The organism is Sphingobacterium sp. UBA5639 (assembly GCF_002421245.1).
Lineage (GTDB): Bacteria > Bacteroidota > Bacteroidia > Sphingobacteriales > Sphingobacteriaceae > Sphingobacterium > Sphingobacterium multivorum.
Genome location: NZ_DIJR01000028.1, coordinates 141662 through 158162, shown reverse-complemented (window position 1 = coordinate 158162; position 16501 = coordinate 141662). Strand labels below are relative to the sequence as shown.

General features: G+C 38.2%; 18 protein-coding genes. 9 read left to right on the top strand and 9 right to left on the bottom strand.

Going from position 1 to position 16501, the window contains the following annotated elements; all coding sequences use genetic code 11:
* Positions 1-75 precede the first annotated feature (75 nt).
* From B4Z90_RS16855 to B4Z90_RS16845, 3 genes are read left to right on the top strand one after another with little or no spacing between them, the layout of a single operon-like run.
* Complete coding sequence (locus tag B4Z90_RS16855) at positions 76-396, top strand: DUF4834 family protein (RefSeq protein WP_115047254.1); 321 nt, start codon at positions 76-78, stop codon at positions 394-396.
* Positions 397-429: 33 nt separating this feature from the next.
* On the top strand, positions 430-1533 hold the full coding sequence (recF, locus tag B4Z90_RS16850) for a DNA replication/repair protein RecF (RefSeq protein WP_115047256.1): 1104 nt from the start codon (positions 430-432) through the stop codon (positions 1531-1533).
* Positions 1526-1852 (top strand): DUF721 domain-containing protein, encoded by a 327-nt coding sequence (locus tag B4Z90_RS16845; protein WP_070560660.1) that lies wholly within the window; start codon positions 1526-1528, stop codon positions 1850-1852. The genes recF and B4Z90_RS16845 overlap by 8 nt, the downstream gene beginning before the upstream one ends.
* 682 nt (positions 1853-2534) lie before the next feature.
* Here B4Z90_RS16845 and B4Z90_RS16840 read toward each other — a convergent pair.
* From B4Z90_RS16840 to sucC, 3 genes are all read right to left on the bottom strand, one after another.
* The gene (locus B4Z90_RS16840; RefSeq protein ID WP_070560659.1) at positions 2535-3155 is read right to left on the bottom strand and encodes an L-threonylcarbamoyladenylate synthase; all 621 of its coding nucleotides are present in this window, start codon (positions 3153-3155) and stop codon (positions 2535-2537) included.
* 148 nt (positions 3156-3303) lie between these two features.
* Positions 3304-4749 (bottom strand): asparagine--tRNA ligase, encoded by a 1446-nt coding sequence (gene asnS / locus B4Z90_RS16835; RefSeq protein ID WP_112373791.1) that lies wholly within the window; start codon positions 4747-4749, stop codon positions 3304-3306.
* A 323-nt stretch (positions 4750-5072) separates the two neighbouring features.
* Positions 5073-6266 carry an ADP-forming succinate--CoA ligase subunit beta gene (gene sucC, locus B4Z90_RS16830; protein ID WP_046674091.1) on the bottom strand — a complete coding sequence of 398 codons (1194 nt, stop codon included), beginning with the start codon at positions 6264-6266 and terminating at the stop codon, positions 5073-5075.
* 172 nt (positions 6267-6438) lie between these two features.
* Between sucC and B4Z90_RS16825 the strand changes: the two genes are divergently transcribed.
* The 4 genes from B4Z90_RS16825 to B4Z90_RS16810 all read left to right on the top strand — a co-directional run bounded on the left by B4Z90_RS16825 (position 6439) and on the right by B4Z90_RS16810 (position 9338).
* Complete coding sequence (locus tag B4Z90_RS16825) at positions 6439-7089, top strand: ABC transporter ATP-binding protein (protein ID WP_172462322.1); 651 nt, start codon at positions 6439-6441, stop codon at positions 7087-7089.
* Positions 7090-7118: 29 nt separating this feature from the next.
* Positions 7119-7598, top strand: coding sequence for a hypothetical protein (locus B4Z90_RS16820; RefSeq protein WP_070560653.1), 480 nt, complete (start codon positions 7119-7121; stop codon positions 7596-7598).
* A gap of 77 nt (positions 7599-7675) precedes the next feature.
* On the top strand, positions 7676-8206 hold the full coding sequence (locus B4Z90_RS16815) for a hypothetical protein (protein WP_070560652.1): 531 nt from the start codon (positions 7676-7678) through the stop codon (positions 8204-8206).
* Between the two features lie 127 nt (positions 8207-8333).
* The gene (locus B4Z90_RS16810) at positions 8334-9338 is read left to right on the top strand and encodes a LacI family DNA-binding transcriptional regulator (protein WP_070560710.1); all 1005 of its coding nucleotides are present in this window, start codon (positions 8334-8336) and stop codon (positions 9336-9338) included.
* A 75-nt stretch (positions 9339-9413) separates the two neighbouring features.
* Here B4Z90_RS16810 and lpdA (B4Z90_RS16805) read toward each other — a convergent pair whose 3' ends face one another.
* The gene (lpdA, locus tag B4Z90_RS16805) at positions 9414-10802 is read right to left on the bottom strand and encodes a dihydrolipoyl dehydrogenase (protein ID WP_115047258.1); all 1389 of its coding nucleotides are present in this window, start codon (positions 10800-10802) and stop codon (positions 9414-9416) included.
* A gap of 245 nt (positions 10803-11047) precedes the next feature.
* On the opposite strand from lpdA (B4Z90_RS16805), the gene B4Z90_RS16800 reads away from it, so the two are divergent.
* Together B4Z90_RS16800 and B4Z90_RS16795 are read left to right on the top strand one after the other, a co-directional pair.
* Complete coding sequence (locus B4Z90_RS16800) at positions 11048-11347, top strand: DUF3817 domain-containing protein (RefSeq protein ID WP_046674086.1); 300 nt, start codon at positions 11048-11050, stop codon at positions 11345-11347.
* Between the two features lie 19 nt (positions 11348-11366).
* Positions 11367-11495: a hypothetical protein gene (locus tag B4Z90_RS16795; RefSeq protein WP_262511800.1), complete on the top strand. Its 129-nt coding sequence runs from the start codon at positions 11367-11369 to the stop codon at positions 11493-11495.
* A 19-nt stretch (positions 11496-11514) separates the two neighbouring features.
* Here B4Z90_RS16795 and B4Z90_RS16790 read toward each other — a convergent pair whose 3' ends face one another.
* From B4Z90_RS16790 to B4Z90_RS16770, 5 genes are all read right to left on the bottom strand, one after another.
* Entirely contained in the window at positions 11515-11919 is a 405-nt protein-coding gene (locus B4Z90_RS16790) for an acyl-CoA thioesterase (RefSeq protein ID WP_046674085.1), read from the bottom strand.
* A 66-nt stretch (positions 11920-11985) separates the two neighbouring features.
* Positions 11986-13392 carry a dihydrolipoyl dehydrogenase gene (gene lpdA, locus B4Z90_RS16785; protein WP_070560648.1) on the bottom strand — a complete coding sequence of 469 codons (1407 nt, stop codon included), beginning with the start codon at positions 13390-13392 and terminating at the stop codon, positions 11986-11988.
* Between the two features lie 214 nt (positions 13393-13606).
* Positions 13607-14140, bottom strand: coding sequence for a plastocyanin/azurin family copper-binding protein (locus B4Z90_RS16780; protein ID WP_286802820.1), 534 nt, complete (start codon positions 14138-14140; stop codon positions 13607-13609).
* A gap of 176 nt (positions 14141-14316) precedes the next feature.
* Complete coding sequence (locus B4Z90_RS16775; RefSeq protein ID WP_115047260.1) at positions 14317-15918, bottom strand: response regulator; 1602 nt, start codon at positions 15916-15918, stop codon at positions 14317-14319.
* Positions 15919-15940: 22 nt separating this feature from the next.
* Positions 15941-16501, bottom strand: a complete 561-nt coding sequence (locus B4Z90_RS16770; RefSeq protein ID WP_070562064.1) for a chemotaxis protein CheB — start codon at positions 16499-16501, stop codon at positions 15941-15943.

The window sequence follows — 16501 nt, the reverse complement described above, 5'->3', positions numbered from 1 at the left end:
TTCTTATCTGACATTTTAAAGACAACAGTTTATCGAGTTATTGGTTAAATTTGAGAAAATAGCAACGAATTAACTATGGCATTTTTAAAATTTATACTTATTGCATTCGCTGTTTACTTTGTAGTAAGATTCTTATTTAGATTATTTTTACCATTTGCAATGCGTAAGGCAGCTGAAAAGTTGATGAAAAAAGCGCAGCAGCAGGGTGGAGCATACGGTAGCCAAGGATCAGGCGGTACATTTTATTATGAATGTAATGGTCAAGGACAACAGGAAAGTAAAAGGTCTCAGCCCGAAGGGAAGGTACATGTCGATTACATTCCACCGAAGGATGGCCCTGAACGTAAAGGGACTGAAACTGCTGGTGAGTTTGTGGATTTTGAGGAAATAAAATAATTTTTAGCAACCCAAATAGCGTATCTTTGTGCTATGTGGCTGAAGCAACTTTCTGTTCTGAATTTCAAGAATTACTCGGAATCATCTTTGGAATTTCTTCCCGAGGTAAATGCGTTTACAGGGAATAATGGTGTTGGTAAAACCAATCTTTTGGATGCGATTCACTATTTATCACTCTGTAAAAGTTATTTCAATCCAATTGATTCGCAGCATATCAAATCAGGTAATGACTGGTTTATGGTACAGGGTGAGTTTGATAAAGAATCAATTAGTGACTTCATTTCTTGTAGCCTTAAGAAAAATCAGAAAAAGCAGTTTAAAAAAAATAAAAAGGATTATCCCCGACTCGCTGACCATATCGGCTTATTTCCTTTGGTCATGATATCTCCCAATGATAGCATCATCGTAACAGATGGGAGTGAAGAGCGCAGAAAGTTTGTCGATAATGTGATTTCCCAGACAGATAATAAATATTTAGATACCCTAATTATTTATAATAAGTTTTTAGCCCAACGTAATAGTCTCCTTAAACAAGCGCGTCAAACCAGTGTATTGGATCTGGGCCTAATCGAAATTCTCAATTTTCAACTTGAAGAAGTAGGAAATATTATTTTCCAGAAAAGAAGGTCTTTTATGGAGGAATTTCAGTCAGAGTTTGATCGACACTATCAGTTCCTTACCGAGGATGCAGAGTCTGTTCACTTACACTATGAATCGCCTTTAATGGCTGATTCTTTTCTAAATATTTTGGAGAAGAATTTGGAACGTGACCGTATTCTGGAACGCACAACTCAGGGAATACATAAAGATGATCTGATCTTTACCATTCACGGTGGAATGCCCTTAAAAAAGTTTGGCTCCCAGGGCCAACAAAAATCTTTTCTAATTGCACTGAAGCTTGCGCAATATTCTTATCTACAACAGAAAAAAGGTTTTAAGCCTTTACTTCTTTTGGATGACATCTTTGATAAACTTGATGATCGCCGTACACATAAATTGATGCAGATGGTTTCAGAAGATGATTTTGGACAGATTTTCCTGACGGATACAGATTCCATGAGAATTCAGCGAATCTTTGACGAAATCAGCCGCCCTGTTCGTATCTTTGATATTGAAGGAGGACAAGTCAATGTATAAGAAGCAAACTAAAAAAAGCCTAGAATTCATTCGGTCAAGCGACGATATGACGATTAAAGAGGGGGTTGAGCGTCTTTTGGAGGCTTATAAGCTACGAAGGAAATTTGATGAAACTTCGATCGCATCTGTTTGGCCTCAATTAATTGGTAAGGCTATTGCTAATCGCACACAGCAGCTATATGTTCGTGATAAAAAACTGTTCGTACGGGTAGAGTCTGCTGTTATTAAGAATGAATTGGCGCTTATGCGAAGACAAATTCTAGGAAGAGTAAATGAATATGTAGGTCACGTCATTATTGAAGAAGTCGTGATTTTATAAAACCTCCTTTCATGTTAGAGCAACTCTTTTAATATTTTTTTCCTATATCTGAGGCTAGTGCCTTAAAACTTTTCTCAAACTTCGAGCGTATTGAATTAAAACGAGTATTCTCATTGACGCGACAGCAGAAGAGGAATGGAGCCCAACTATCAAACAGTTTGAAAAGCAACCGGTCGGAAATGCACAGGTTAGATTTGTCCAAGGTGAATTGTGTTGGATTGTTTTTTCCTTTTCTGAAAACTACTTATAGAAACAAAGCGCAGATTTGACCTTTTCAACATAGCGATAAAAAGACGGATAGCATATAGTTCTTAACTTTCCACAGGGATCTGTTAGTATAGCTTTTTTATAAACACGCTATTTAACAAATTTGTCGATGACCGCTAACTTATACACATTTTTATGTGTATAACCCCCTACTTATACACATTTTGGTGTTTTTTTGACTCCTGTTAATTTGTGTTATTAACAATTTCATGTTGATAAGTGGTTACTTGTGCACATTTTATGTTGATGCGCATAGGTCATTAAGCTACTTATTAACATTCTCTATGTTAATAAGTAGCTTGTTTTGTTAATAAGTATGTTGACGGGAGTAGTTTATGCACAAATTACCAACAATGACGCTGGGGAAAATTTTGCAAATAGGTCAGTATGTAGAATTTCTATTGAAAGTTGGTTTTTATAGGAATTGCTCCAAGTCACCTTTTCCTTCACGAATTACTTCAAAAGTTCCTTCTGTAAGATCAACCACGGTAGATGCGACATTATCGCCATAACCGCCATCTATAACAGCATCAACTAGATCTTCGTATTTTTCGTGAATTAATTCTGGATCGGTAGAATATTCAATAATTTCATCTTCATCGTGAATGGAGGCTGTCACAATAGGGTTGCCTAATTGTCTGACAATTTCACGAACAATATTATTGTCTGGAACACGGATACCCACGGTCTTCTTTTTGGAACTTAGGAGCTTAGGGACTTTAGTTGTTGCGTTAAAAATAAAAGTAAAGGGTCCTGGCAATGCTTTTTTCAATACACGGAATACGGAGGTATCGAAGGATTTTGTGTACTGCGAAATATCTGTTAAATCATAGCAGATAAATGATAGGTTCGCCTTTTCTGGTTTTAGCCCCCTAATTTCACATAAGCGTTCTATGGCTTTTTGTTGCGTGATATCACAGCCAATACCGTATACGGTATCGGTAGGGTAGATAATTACACCACCACGGCGAAGAATATCAACTGCCTGTTCTATTGCCCTGGGATTGGGGTTATCGTTATATATCTTAATGAGCATTTTTATTTTTGTTAAGCACCTGAATTAGGTCTAATCTCAGGCCCTATTGTAGGATGTCAATAGGGCAATGGTTATTATCTGCATTCAGATACACTATATATAAAAGAACAACAGCCAAAATATTTTGTTTTGGCTGTTGTTCTTTAGATTAAAATTCTGCGTTTTTCGGTGTGCGCGGAAATGGTATTACATCGCGGATATTTGTCATTCCGGTTGTGAATAATACCAAGCGCTCAAAGCCTACACCAAATCCTGAATGTGGGACTGAACCAAAGCGTCGTGTATCCAAGAACCACTCCATTTCTTCTGCAGGAATACCAACTTCAGCCATGCGATCGAGTAAGCGATCAAGATTTTCTTCACGTTGCGAACCACCGACCATTTCACCAATACCTGGAAAAAGAATGTCCATGGCACGGACTGTGTTTCTTCCTTGTGCATCCGGCTCATTTTGCTTCATATAAAAGGACTTGATTTCGCGTGGATAGTCTGTTAAGATAACAGGTTTTTTGAAGTGTTTTTCCACCAAATAACGTTCGTGTTCCGATTGTAAATCAGCTCCCCAGTCATCAATTAAATATTTGAATTGTTTCTTCTGGTTTGGTTTGCTACGCTTTAATATTTCAACGGCATCTGTATAGGTTACGCGTTCAAAATCGTTTGTTAAAACAAAGTTCAATTTCTCTACCAGGTTTAATTCTGACCGTTCCGCAGCTGGTTTTGATTTCTCTTCTTCCATTAAGCGATTTGTTAAGAACTCAATTTCTTCTGGACAAGTTTCCAAAGCGTATTTGATGACATATTTCAGCAAAGCTTCGGCCAGATCCATATTGTCTTCCAATTCATAGAAAGCCATTTCTGGTTCGATCATCCAAAATTCGGCTAAGTGACGTGTTGTATTTGAGTTTTCCGCTCTAAATGTAGGGCCGAACGTATAGATGTTTCCAAAGGCCATAGCGCCAAGCTCCCCTTCTAATTGGCCTGATACAGTAAGGTTCGTCGATTTCCCAAAGAAGTCTTCTTTGAAATCGATATCTCCATTTTCTTTACGTGGCGGGTTTTTTAAATCCAAGGTTGTAACCTGGAACATTTCTCCAGCACCTTCCGCATCCGAACCTGTGATGATTGGTGTATGCATGTAGACAAAGTCATTTTCCTGAAAAAACTTGTGTACTGCAAATGCTAAAGCATTACGCACTTTGAAAACCGCATTGAATGTTCCGGTACGGAAACGCAAATGCGCAATTTCACGTAAAAATTCTAAGCTATGCTTTTTGGGCTGTAATGGATATTTTTCGGGATCAGAGTCGCCAATAATACTAACTTCTGTCGCTTTAACCTCAACTTTTTGCCCTTTACCCAGTGATTCTACCAATTGACCTTTTACGCGAACTGCTGCTCCAGTGGTGATCCGTTTTAAGATATCTTCAGGTGTATTTTCAAAATCGACTACTGCTTGAATATTATTGATTGACGAACCGTCATTGATTGCTATAAACTGATTGTTACGGAAAGTTCTTACCCAACCTTTAACAACGACCTCTTTGCCAAATTCTGTGGCATTCAATAGTTCCTTTATTCTTGTGTGTTCCATCTTAATTTTTGGAGATTGACTTGTAAAAGATGCTTTGTTAGAAAAGCAATACAAAAATAAGCTATTCTGTTGGTTTATTGGTTATAAATGTTGATTTAATTCACTTGAAGATGGTTCGTTAATGTGCAAAGGAAAAATATTTTCTGAAATAAAGATGGGTGAAAACGCAAAGCAGGGGAAACGACACATAGCTCACTTTGCTATGAAATATCGGATCGGTAGGAAGTGCTTTTTTTTCGTTGTGGCGTACAGAAATAGCCGATAGAAACAAAAAAGCGCGGATTATAACTAATCCGCGCTTTTTGTTATGATGATTAAAGGAACTAACCTTTTAATACTTTTGTTACCAATTCAGCAGCTTCTTTCAATAAGATTGCGGAATAAACTTGTAAACCGGACTCATCAATTAATTTTTTAGCCTCTTCAGCATTCGTACCTTGAAGGCGAACGATGATTGGAACAGGGATGTTACCGATTTCGCTGTAAGCATCAATTACACCTTGAGCAACACGGTCACAACGAACAATACCACCGAAGATATTAATTAAGATCGCTTTTACGTTAGGGTCCTTTAAGATGATATTGAAACCAGCCTTTACAGTTTCAGCGTTAGCAGTACCACCTACGTCCAAGAAATTTGCAGGTTCACCACCAGCTAATTTGATGATGTCCATTGTAGCCATTGCTAAACCAGCACCATTTACCATACAACCTACGTTACCATCTAATTTAACGTAGTTAAGGTTTGATTCACCAGCTTCAACTTCCGTCGGATCTTCTTCAGTTACGTCACGCATAGCAGCGTAATCTGGGTGACGGTACAAAGCGTTCTCATCAAGATTTACCTTCGCATCAACTGCTAAGATCTTGTCGTCTGAAGTTTTTAATACCGGATTGATCTCAAACATAGAAGAGTCTGTAGAATCGTATGCTTTGTAAAGAGCAGCAACAAATTTTACCATTTCTTTGTGTGCAGCACCAGAAAGACCAAGATTGAAAGCAATTTTACGTGCTTGGAATCCTTGTAAGCCTACTTTTGGATCGATTTCTTCTTTGAAAATCAAGTGTGGTGTTTTTTCTGCAACTTCTTCGATATCCATACCACCTTCTGTAGAGTACATAACGATGTTACGTCCTTTAGCACGGTCTAATAATACAGACATGTAGAATTCTTTTGTTTCGCTCTCGCCTGGATAATAAACGTCTTGAGCTACCAAAACTTTGTTTACTTTTTTACCTTCAGGTCCAGTTTGAGGCGTTACTAATTGCATGCCAATGATGTCAGTTGCTCTTTGTTTGACTTCATCTAAGTTCTTAGCCAACTTGACACCACCACCTTTACCACGGCCACCAGCGTGAATTTGAGCTTTAACAACAACCCAATCAGAATTGTAGTCTTCTTTCATTTTTTTGGCCGCTTCCACAGCTTGCTCTGGAGTATCTGCTACGATACCTTCCTGTACGCGCACACCAAAGCTCTTTAGTATTTGCTTTCCTTGATATTCGTGAATGTTCATTTGCAAAAATATTTGGCGTAAAAATATAATTTTTTGGGGGATAAGACAAGGGATAAGTTGCTCTTTTATCTATTTTTTGACATTTAGACAAAATAAAATGGCTGGAATAGAGAAATAACAGCTTATTTATTCAAACTCGTGGTATCGTAAATTTATTTATCTTTGTCCTATGATGTTACATGCCAAAGGAATTCACAAAGCTTATGGATCATTACCAATTTTGAAAGGTGTTGATATCGCTGTTGAAAAAGGGGAAATCGTCAGTATTGTTGGTGCCTCAGGAGCTGGAAAAAGTACACTGTTGCATATTATTGGTACCTTGGATAAGCCTGATCAGGGAACAGTTTTCATCAATGGTGTTGATGTTCAAAAATTGAATGCTAAAAAGCTCAGTGCTTTCCGTAATGAACATATCGGTTTTGTTTTTCAATTTCACCATTTGCTGCCTGAATTTACGGCCTTGGAAAACGTATGTATTCCAGCTTTTATTCAGGGAAAAGGGAGATCCGAGGCGGAAGCTAAAGCAAGAGAATTGCTGGAATTATTGGGGGTTTCTCATCGTATTGACCACAAGCCCGCTGAAATGTCTGGCGGCGAACAACAACGCGTTTCTGTGGCCCGCGCTTTGATCAATGATCCTTCCATTATTTTGGCCGATGAACCTTCGGGTAATCTTGACTCAGAGAACGCGGCAGCTTTACATCAATTGTTTTTTGATCTTAGACATAAATTTCAACAGACATTTATTATCGTTACTCATAATGAGGAGCTTGCCCGAATTTCGGATCGAACGATTCATATGCGCGATGGGTTAGTCGTGTAACAGTAATCGGGATTATAATTATATTTTTAATGAAGAAAATACTCATAACTTTCGGGACCAGACCTTTGGCGATGCGTATCGCTAAAAGACTTGGGACTGATTTCGAAATATTATATGCAAGTTCAGAAGATATTCCCGAATTGCTTTTAGCCTCAGGGAAATATGCTAAAATTCCAAAAGGTCTTCTTCCTACTTTTGCGCATGAGATACTCAAATTAAGTTTAGACCAAGAGGTTGATTATGTTTTGCCTCTGGGTGGTTTTGAGCTGGAGCCATTGTCCACTGCCAAGGTTTTATTTGAGGAATATCAGATCTCCGTTCTTGTCCCCGATAAACAGCAGCTTGAAACTATTCCTGTTATGGAAAATCCACCTGCTGAATTGCCTTATAAACTCCTTTCGAAGGGGAACAATTTATTGGATTCGACGAGATTTGACAGGCCATTGGATGGATTGTTTGTCACTTCGGATTCAGGCGAGGACTTAGCGCTAATCTGTGTGTCCAAATAGAATCTTATTGTTGTGGCCAGTGTCATTAAGGTTTTAACGATGTCGACACAACCCTTAATTTTAAGCTTTTACTTATCATGATGTTTCCAGAAGATAAAAAGGTATATGTTTTTGAATTGGATGATGTTGTTTTTCCTAAAAAGGATTACTTACTTCAAGTATATTATCTTTTTGCTAGTTTTATAGAATTTACAGAGACTGTTCCTGCGCAAGCAGATTTGGTTCAATTTATGAAAAATCACCTTGAGCATCAAGGTGAGTATTTATTGTTCGAACATGCGCAGCAAACTTTTGGATTTGATCCAAAATATAAAGAGAATTTTGAGCGGCTTCATGTCAATGCAATTTTGCCGCTACGGTTACATTTGTTTGATCATATTAATACGCTGTTTAAGCAATTAAAAGCGGCAGATAAACATGTATGTATTTTGACGAAAGGAAATCCGCTAGAACAACTCAATAAAGTTAAATTTGTGGATTGGGGTGAATATGGGGATGATATAAAGGTTTATTTTAAAGATGAACTTGTTTTTAGGGAAATTGATCCATTGGAGTTCCTCGCCAAGGAGTTTACCGTTGAAACGGCTGCAATTCAATTTGTAGACTAAGTTTACAGTCAGTATCTTTGTTGAATCTACCAACAATAATTGCCATTAAAGTCGTTGTCGATATTGTTGAGAAAAAATTATGATTAGGGATATAAAAGCCCTATTTTTATATAAAGCCCTTGGATTTATGAATAAAGTGAACAAGCCTGCCACGATTAAAGAAATTGCCAAGAAGCTCAAAATCAGTCCTTCGACAGTTTCTAGAGCATTGAATGATCACCCAAGTATTGGACTGGTAACAACAATGCGGGTTAAAAAAATGGCCGAAGAATTGAATTATGAACCCAATCAGACGGCTATATTCTTCAAGCAGCGTAAAACTTTTACGATTGCTGTAATCTTACCGAGTTTGTCTGAACCGTTTTTTTCTTTCGCCATTAGTGAAATTGAAAATGTTGCATCAGAACACCGATATACAGTTCTGATGGGGCAATCCTTGGATGATCCTGATCGGGAAGAGCAAATTTTAAAAACATTTAAAAACCATCGTGTTGACGGGATTTTAATGTCTATAGGTAAAAAGACGACCAATTTGGAATTTATTGAGAAATTGGAATCGTCCGGTATCCCGATTGTTTTCTTTGACTGTGTGCCTAGTTTACCCAATATCAATAAAGTACAAAGTGATCTTTCTACGGGTATGAACGAAGCTGTGGACGCCTTCGTAGCCCGTGGACACAAAGTTATCGCGCTTGTAAATGGGCCGAAAACACTGCCCGCTAGTGAAGACAGAAAAGTAGCTTACCTATCGGCAATGAAAAGGAATGGGATGGATATTCTGGAGAAGAATATCATCGAAACGGATTTGAGTACGGAAGGAAACGAGAAAGCGATGGATCATATATTCGCGATGTCTGAGCGGCCTTCAGCCATTATATCTTTTAATGACTTTGTTACACTTGATTTGATGAAAGCAGCCAGACAAAAGGGTCTTGTCTTAAATCAAGATATTTTCTTTATTAGTTATGCCAACTATCCGTTATGGCAATATATGGAAAATCCGCCAATGGGGCGCATAGAGCAATTTCCAGGCATGCAAGCGCGTAAAGCCGCTGAAATCTTATTTGAACGCATTGACAATACCGAAATTGTCGATCAACAGATCGTCTTTAAGTCACGATTGGTTATGTAATCGCTATTATCCATTCGGCAATAAAACTAAAAAGGGGAAAANNTTTTCCCCTTTTTAGTTTTATTTTTTTTAATACTACAAGTGGATCACTTCACCGTAAGCATCAGCACAAGCTTCCATAATCGCTTCACTCATTGTTGGGTGAGGATGGATCGTTTTAATCATTTCATGACCTGTTGTTTCCAATTTGCGGGCAACAACAACTTCTGCAATCATCTCGGTCACATTGGCTCCGATAAGGTGTGCGCCTAGAAACTCACCATATTTAGCGTCAAAGATAACTTTAACAAAGCCATCTTTCGCACCAGCAGCTGAAGCTTTTCCTGAAGCTGAGAATGGGAATTTACCAACTTTAATTTCATAGCCGGCTTCTTTTGCCGCTTTTTCAGTATAACCTACAGAAGCAATTTCTGGGGAGCAATAGGTACAGCCTGGGATATTATTGTAGTCAATAGGTTCAACATGTAGCCCTTTGATTTTTTCAACACATGTGATCCCTTCTGCTGAGGCAACGTGAGCCAGGGCTTGGCCTTTAACGATGTCACCGATAGCATATACACCTTCGATGTTTGTTTTGTAGAAATCATCTACAACAACACGGCCGCGATCAGTTTTTACACCAACCTCTTCCAAGCCGATATTTTCGATATTTGGAGCGATACCAACAGCCGATAATACAATCTCTGCTTCGATAACTTCAATACCTTTTTCTGTTTTGATTGAAACTTTGCTCAACTCACCTGTTGTGTCAACGGATTGAACTTCAGATTTCGTTAAGATGGTGATACCTTGTTTCTTTAAGCTTTTCTCTAATTGTTTTGAAATTTCTTCATCTTCAACAGGAACGATTCTATCCATAAACTCTACGATCGTTACCTTTGTTCCGATTGCATTATAGAAATAAGCGAATTCAACACCGATTGCACCGGAGCCAACAACAACTAAAGACTTTGGTTGCTCAGGAAGTGTCATTGCCTGACGGTAACCGATGATTTTTTTACCATCTTGCGGTAAATTAGGCAATTCACGTGAACGTGCACCAGTCGCTAGGATGGTATGTTTTGCCGAATATTCTTTAGTAGAACCGTCTGCTCCTTTCACATCGATTTTACCACCTTTTTTAATTTTTGCAGTTCCATTGATGACGTCGATTTTATTCTTTTTCATCAAGAACTGAATACCTTTACTCATTCCTTCAGCAACCCCGCGACTTCTTTTGACAATAGCGTCAAAATCAGCCTCACCACCTTGAACATTGATGCCGTAATCAGCGGCATGGTTTAAATATTCAAATACCTGAGCACTTTTCAATAATGCTTTTGTAGGGATACAGCCCCAGTTTAGACAGATTCCGCCTAATGATTCGCGTTCAATAATCGCTGTTTTGAACCCTAACTGAGCGGCTCTAATGGCAGCAACATACCCGCCTGGACCACTACCGATTACAATGATGTCGTAATTCATATAAATAAATATTCTGTAGTTGAGTGTTATAGCTTCAAATGACAAAATATGTGAAGCATATATTCATTCAAAAGTACGCATTTTTTCTGATGAATATGAACTATTTATTGTAAAATTGGCGGTTTCTGATAAAACGCTGTCGCTGTTTCTAGCTGAATGTCACATCCTGGTCAAAGGGGGAAAAATAATAGTTAAAGCGTTTTTAGTGTCTTATTTTTGAAGTTCACAATACACAGTTTATCATTATGTTAAGAATATTCAGACAGATCGCCTTGTGGGAAGCTATCTCCACCATTTGCTTGTTTTTTATTGCTATGCCCTTGAAGTATTTTGCGGGAATCCCCGAAGCTGTCAAAATAGCCGGTTCCATTCATGGCTTCTTTGTTGTTATTTTTGTGGTTATGCTGATTATGTCAACAGTAGAATACAAGTGGCCTATATTAAAAGCGGTAAAATATTTCTTAGCATCCTTGATCCCTATTTTTGGCTTTTGGGTGGAATTGGACCTTAAAAAAGAAATCGAAGGAAAAAGACAGAAGTCATAGTATTTGTATAAAAATTCAAATGCATGATTTTTATAAAGGTTCAGGAAGAGGTAAGAGAAGGAATTGGATTGCGAATAGACCAGAGGAATCGCCTGTATTCAATGGACGAATACGTGTGTCCCTCTCCTTTGCGGGAGATATCAATTAATAAGACAGGAGAGAGATGTTTAATCCTCTCTACCTGTCTTCTCAATACCCATATACGCATAGGTAATGCTATCCCTTCCGTGGGGAGCAGGATTACCTTCTTCATCCAGGTTTACAAAGACCAATTTATCGATTGATAGAATTGTTTTTCTGGATATTTTATTGCGGACCTCGCAGCGCATCGTTAACGATGTTGTTCCAAAATTGATCGCTTCAATACCCAGTTCAAGTATATCGCCTTGTTTGGCTGAGCTTACAAAGTTAATTTCTGAAATAAATTTCGTAACCACTTTGGGGTTTCCTAATTGAACGATAGCATAAATGACCGCTTCTTCATCAATCCATCGCAGGAGTGTTCCGCCAAATAATGTTCCATTGGGATTTAGGTCTTCTGGTTTGACCCACTTTCTTGTGTAAAAATTCATCGTGTTTAGGTAGTTAAGAGAAAGGGGAAAAGTTTCCTTTTCCCCTTACGTTTCGATATTTATCGCCTAAGCGTGTATTGCTCTATTTGCTGTAGCTGCTAGCGCCGCCTCTTTGATTGCTTCCGTGTAGGTTGGGTGTGCGTGGCAAATACGTGCGATATCTTCTGCAGATGCACGGTATTCCATAGCTACGGTTGCCTCACCAATCATATCTGCTGCACGAGGACCGATCATATGTACACCTAATACTTCGTCAGTTGTCGCGTCTGCCAGTACTTTTACAAAACCGTCGGTGTCACCCGATGCTTTTGCACGACCAGAAGCTTTGAAAGAGAATGATCCAGCTTTGTATTTTACACCAGCCTCTTTAAGTTGTTCTTCCGTCTTGCCAACAGAAGCAACTTCAGGCCAAGTATAAACAACACCTGGAATCAAATTATAATCAATATGTGGTTTTTGACCTGCGATATATTCTGCAACATATACACCTTCGTCCTCAGCTTTGTGTGCCAACATTGCTCCAGTGATCACATCACCAATTGCAAATACACCTTGCACTGCTGTTTCCAGATGGGCATTAACGGGGATTTTCTTACCTCTTTCTTCTACTGTGATGCCGATATTTTCTAATCCTAAACCTTCAGAATACGCGGTACGACCAACGGCTACGATACAGTAGTCGCCTTCTAAAGTTACTTCTTGTCCTTTTGGATCTTCAGCAGTTACTTTTACAACTTTACCTTTCGCGGAAGCTCCAGTCACTTTATGACCTAAATAGAACTCCATGCCCAATGATTTTTTCAAAACACGTTGTAGTTCTTTTCCTAAGCCACCATCCATTGTACCGATGATAGATTTTGCAAATTCAACAACAGATACTTTTGAACCCAAACGCGCATAAACAGAACCGAGTTCCAAACCGATAACACCACCACCAATGACAATAAGGTGTTTTGGTATTTCTTTTAGGTTAAGTGCTTCGGTTGAGGTAATGATTCTTTTTTTATCAACAGGTAAGAAAGGCAATGAAGTCGGTTTCGATCCCGTTGCGATAATTACATTTTTAGCAGTGATCTGCTCTGTAGAACCATCTGCTTTCGTTATTTTGATGGTGTTTTTGTCCACAAATGAACCCACACCCTGAAAACTGTCAATTTTATTCTTCTTAAATAAGAAGGTGATACCGGCAGTATTTTGGGCAATGACATCGTCTTTACGAGCAATCATCTTTGCCATGTCTACTTTCAGATCTTTCAAACTGATGCCAAATGCATCAAAATTGTGCGCAGCATTGTGGTAATGCTCCGAAGAATCTAAAAGCGCTTTTGAAGGAATACATCCAACGTTAAGACAAGTACCACCAAATGTGCTATATTTTTCAATAACAGCTGTTTTTAATCCTAATTGGGCACAACGGATAGCTCCTACATATCCGCCTGGACCACTTCCGATTACAATTACGTCGTATTGCATTGATTACGTTTTATTTTTTTGTAGCACAAATTTAATGATTATTAATGGGATAGGAAATCAAAACTTACGATTTGTGATCAAAGACCCTTACTTTACATTTTTTTGATAAAAGAATGGAAATTATGCACCTTGGGGAGGAACGGGGCGGTGCTTTAAAGGGGGATAGATCTAAAAAAGGATATTCAAAATATGAATATCCTTTTTTACTTATTTGTTATTCTGCAACAATTTTTCCTTGCATAACACCATAGTGACCAGGGAAGCTACAAATAAACGTATAAACTCCTTTTTCAAGTGTAAATGTGATTTTATCAGTTTCTCCAGGTCCCAATAATTTGGTGTGCGAAACAATTGAAGATAAAGCTGATTTTGGAATATATTCGTCTGCAGCAGCTGCAGCAGCCTCAGCACCGAAAGTTGGAAGGTCAACACCTGGTTTTAGGATAACGACGTTATGTCCCATGGACTCTTTCGGCATAGTACCTGCATTTTTGAAAGATAATTCTACTGGTTCACCCGCTTTTACACGGAAAAGATCCTTATTATATTTCATTTGATCGTTACCTTCTAAAGATAAGCTGTTGGAAATAGCTACGTTTTCAATACCAGGCACTGTTTCTGTTGCTTGGCTTTCGGCTGAAGTTGTCGCTTCTGTACCAGTTGATTTTTCAGACTTGTCACTGTTTCCACCACAAGATGCAATTGATAAAGCAACTGCAACTGCTGGTATCATAAAAAGTTTTTTCATTTGAATGATTGTTTGTTTATCTTTTATTTATTGTAGGCATTTCCGCAGCCTCTAGCGGTTTAGTGATGAAGTTATGACGAACTTGATTCCTTTCTGGATGTGCGTTCTTGAGAAATAACATCAAAACATATTGTTTATGTTCTAAAATTAATGATTTCATTGATAAATTGAAACTATCATTTCAATTTTGACAATAAAGTATCAATTGTTTTATATAATTTGATAGGATCAAATGGCTTTCCGACGACTTCATTGGCTCCTGCATCGAGCGCTTCCTGTTGTTCGGCTTGAAGCACAGAGGCTGAAATGGAAATAATCGGCATGTTTGCGATTATCGGATTCGTGTTTCGACGTATTTCCTTGATTGCTTCAAAACCACTCATGAGTGGCATATGGGCGTCCATAAACACCAGATCAATTTTTTTCTTATTGATTTCTTCTAATGCAATGAGGCCATTTGTCGCCAAAGTGATATCGCAATTCCAGCTCTTCAGGATATTCGCCAGCATAAAACTGTTTAATTCATTGTCTTCAGCAATCAAAATCATCGGAAAGTTGAACTTGGGTAATTCTGTATAGAGTACCTGCGTTTCTTTCTCTACCGGTTTGTCTTTGATTTTATCAAAGGTACATTCAAAAGAAAATATACTTCCTTTACCGTATTCACTTGAAGCAAAAACCCGACCGTTGAGCAGCGCAGCAATACGTTTTACAATTGCAAGACCTAGTCCTGTACCGCCAAACTTTTTGGTGATACTATCCTCTCCCTGTTCAAACGCAATAAATATTTTCTCCAGGGCATCTTCTACAATGCCGATCCCTGTGTCTATTACCTGAAAACCTAAACAAATGCTATGGTTATCTTCTGCTAGGAGTTGAATCTTTAATACAACAGAACCTTCCGAGGTGAATTTAAAACTATTGGAGATAAAGTTGGTCAGTATTTGTTTTAATCGAAGTGGATCGGTTAGAAAATAACTTGTGATCCGATCGTCCACATCAATTGAAAAATCCAGGCCTTTGTAGACCGCTTTATCAATGAAGAGATTGTTTAGATCATCCGTAATATCATGTACAGAGGTAGATTCCATATTAAGTTTCATCATACCCGAGTCAACTTTAGATAGGTCGAGTATGTCGTTGATAATAGTCAACAGATTTTGAGAGGCAGAATCCAATTTATTGATCCAATTTTCTTGCTCTAGCGTGAGCTGCGAGTTTTTTAGCATCTGTGTAATGCCCATAATACCGTTAATCGGGGTACGGATCTCATGGCTCATATTGGCCAAAAAGGTTTCCTTGGATTTTCGAGCAAGATCGGCCTCTTCTTTAGCTTTGAGAATCGCCTGTTTTGATTCTTCTAAGGCTATGTTTTTCTCTTTAATTTCTTGCTGTATCAGTAATTGCTGGACAAAAGATTTTACTTTCGCGATCGTTGCTTCCGGGTTAAGCGGTTTATATAAATAATCCACAGCTCCACTATTTAGTCCCTGAATAAGGTATTTGTCTTCTTTTGAGATTGCTGTTACCATAATAGGGATAATATGGTTTGTTTTCGGATTCTTCTTTAGGAAGGAAACAAATTCAAAACCATTGATCTCGGGCATCTGTACGTCAACAAGTGCTAAATCAATATCCTCTTTCCAACAGATTTTTAGAGCTTCGTTGGGATCTGTGCTCGTCACTATATTTATATTTTCGATATCCTCCAGTAATGCTGTTAGACTGATAATATTTTCAATTTTATCATCGACAATCAATATATTTACCTTCTTCATTTTAGCAAATCTAAATACAATTTTAAGTCAACTGTTTGACGTAGTCCTTTATTTCTTGAATGCTCAAAATGCGTTCCTGCGCATCGAGTTGAATAGCTGCTTCGGGCATGATGGGAACTTCAGCAGTCACAGGGTCTTGTACAAATGTCTTCCCGCCGTATCGTTTTATCATTAATAGTCCTTGTGCACCATCCTGATTCGCCCCAGAGAATAAAATAGCTGTACAATTTTCTTTATATATTTCGGCTACGGATTCAAAAGTCACATCAATTGATGGTCTGGAATATTGAACAGGTTCTGAGATATCCAAAGAAAAGCTATAGTCTGGTTCAACTAAAAGATGATAGCCTGCAGGGGCAAAATAGATCGTTCCATTTTCTATCGCTTCCTTATCATCTGCAGTTTTTATTTTTTGAACAAGTGCTTTAGATAGCGTGTCCTCAATACTAGAAGCATACTTAGGGTTTCTGTGTACGATGACAATAACGGGTATGCGAATTGGCCGTTCCAATGACTTTAAAATATTTAGAATCACACTAAACCCACCTGCAGACCCCGCTAATAAAAGAATTTTTCTTTCCAT

Bases quoted from the DNA above. Each gene is read 5' to 3' on its own strand.
- B4Z90_RS16855 (WP_115047254.1), top strand. From the start codon at position 76: ATGGCATTTTTAAAATTTATACTTATTGCATTCGCTGTTTACTTTGTA.
- recF (WP_115047256.1), top strand. From the start codon at position 430: ATGTGGCTGAAGCAACTTTCTGTTCTGAATTTCAAGAATTACTCGGAA.
- B4Z90_RS16845 (WP_070560660.1), top strand. From the start codon at position 1,526: ATGTATAAGAAGCAAACTAAAAAAAGCCTAGAATTCATTCGGTCAAGC.
- B4Z90_RS16840 (WP_070560659.1), bottom strand. From the start codon at position 3,155: ATGCTCATTAAGATATATAACGATAACCCCAATCCCAGGGCAATAGAA.
- asnS (WP_112373791.1), bottom strand. From the start codon at position 4,749: ATGGAACACACAAGAATAAAGGAACTATTGAATGCCACAGAATTTGGC.
- sucC (WP_046674091.1), bottom strand. From the start codon at position 6,266: ATGAACATTCACGAATATCAAGGAAAGCAAATACTAAAGAGCTTTGGT.
- B4Z90_RS16825 (WP_172462322.1), top strand. From the start codon at position 6,439: ATGTTACATGCCAAAGGAATTCACAAAGCTTATGGATCATTACCAATT.
- B4Z90_RS16820 (WP_070560653.1), top strand. From the start codon at position 7,119: ATGAAGAAAATACTCATAACTTTCGGGACCAGACCTTTGGCGATGCGT.
- B4Z90_RS16815 (WP_070560652.1), top strand. From the start codon at position 7,676: ATGATGTTTCCAGAAGATAAAAAGGTATATGTTTTTGAATTGGATGAT.
- B4Z90_RS16810 (WP_070560710.1), top strand. From the start codon at position 8,334: ATGAATAAAGTGAACAAGCCTGCCACGATTAAAGAAATTGCCAAGAAG.
- lpdA (WP_115047258.1), bottom strand. From the start codon at position 10,802: ATGAATTACGACATCATTGTAATCGGTAGTGGTCCAGGCGGGTATGTT.
- B4Z90_RS16800 (WP_046674086.1), top strand. From the start codon at position 11,048: ATGTTAAGAATATTCAGACAGATCGCCTTGTGGGAAGCTATCTCCACC.
- B4Z90_RS16795 (WP_262511800.1), top strand. From the start codon at position 11,367: ATGCATGATTTTTATAAAGGTTCAGGAAGAGGTAAGAGAAGGAATTGG.
- B4Z90_RS16790 (WP_046674085.1), bottom strand. From the start codon at position 11,919: ATGAATTTTTACACAAGAAAGTGGGTCAAACCAGAAGACCTAAATCCC.
- lpdA (WP_070560648.1), bottom strand. From the start codon at position 13,392: ATGCAATACGACGTAATTGTAATCGGAAGTGGTCCAGGCGGATATGTA.
- B4Z90_RS16780 (WP_286802820.1), bottom strand. From the start codon at position 14,140: ATGAAAAAACTTTTTATGATACCAGCAGTTGCAGTTGCTTTATCAATT.
- B4Z90_RS16775 (WP_115047260.1), bottom strand. From the start codon at position 15,918: ATGAAGAAGGTAAATATATTGATTGTCGATGATAAAATTGAAAATATT.
- B4Z90_RS16770 (WP_070562064.1), bottom strand. From the start codon at position 16,501: ATGGAAAGAAAAATTCTTTTATTAGCGGGGTCTGCAGGTGGGTTTAGT.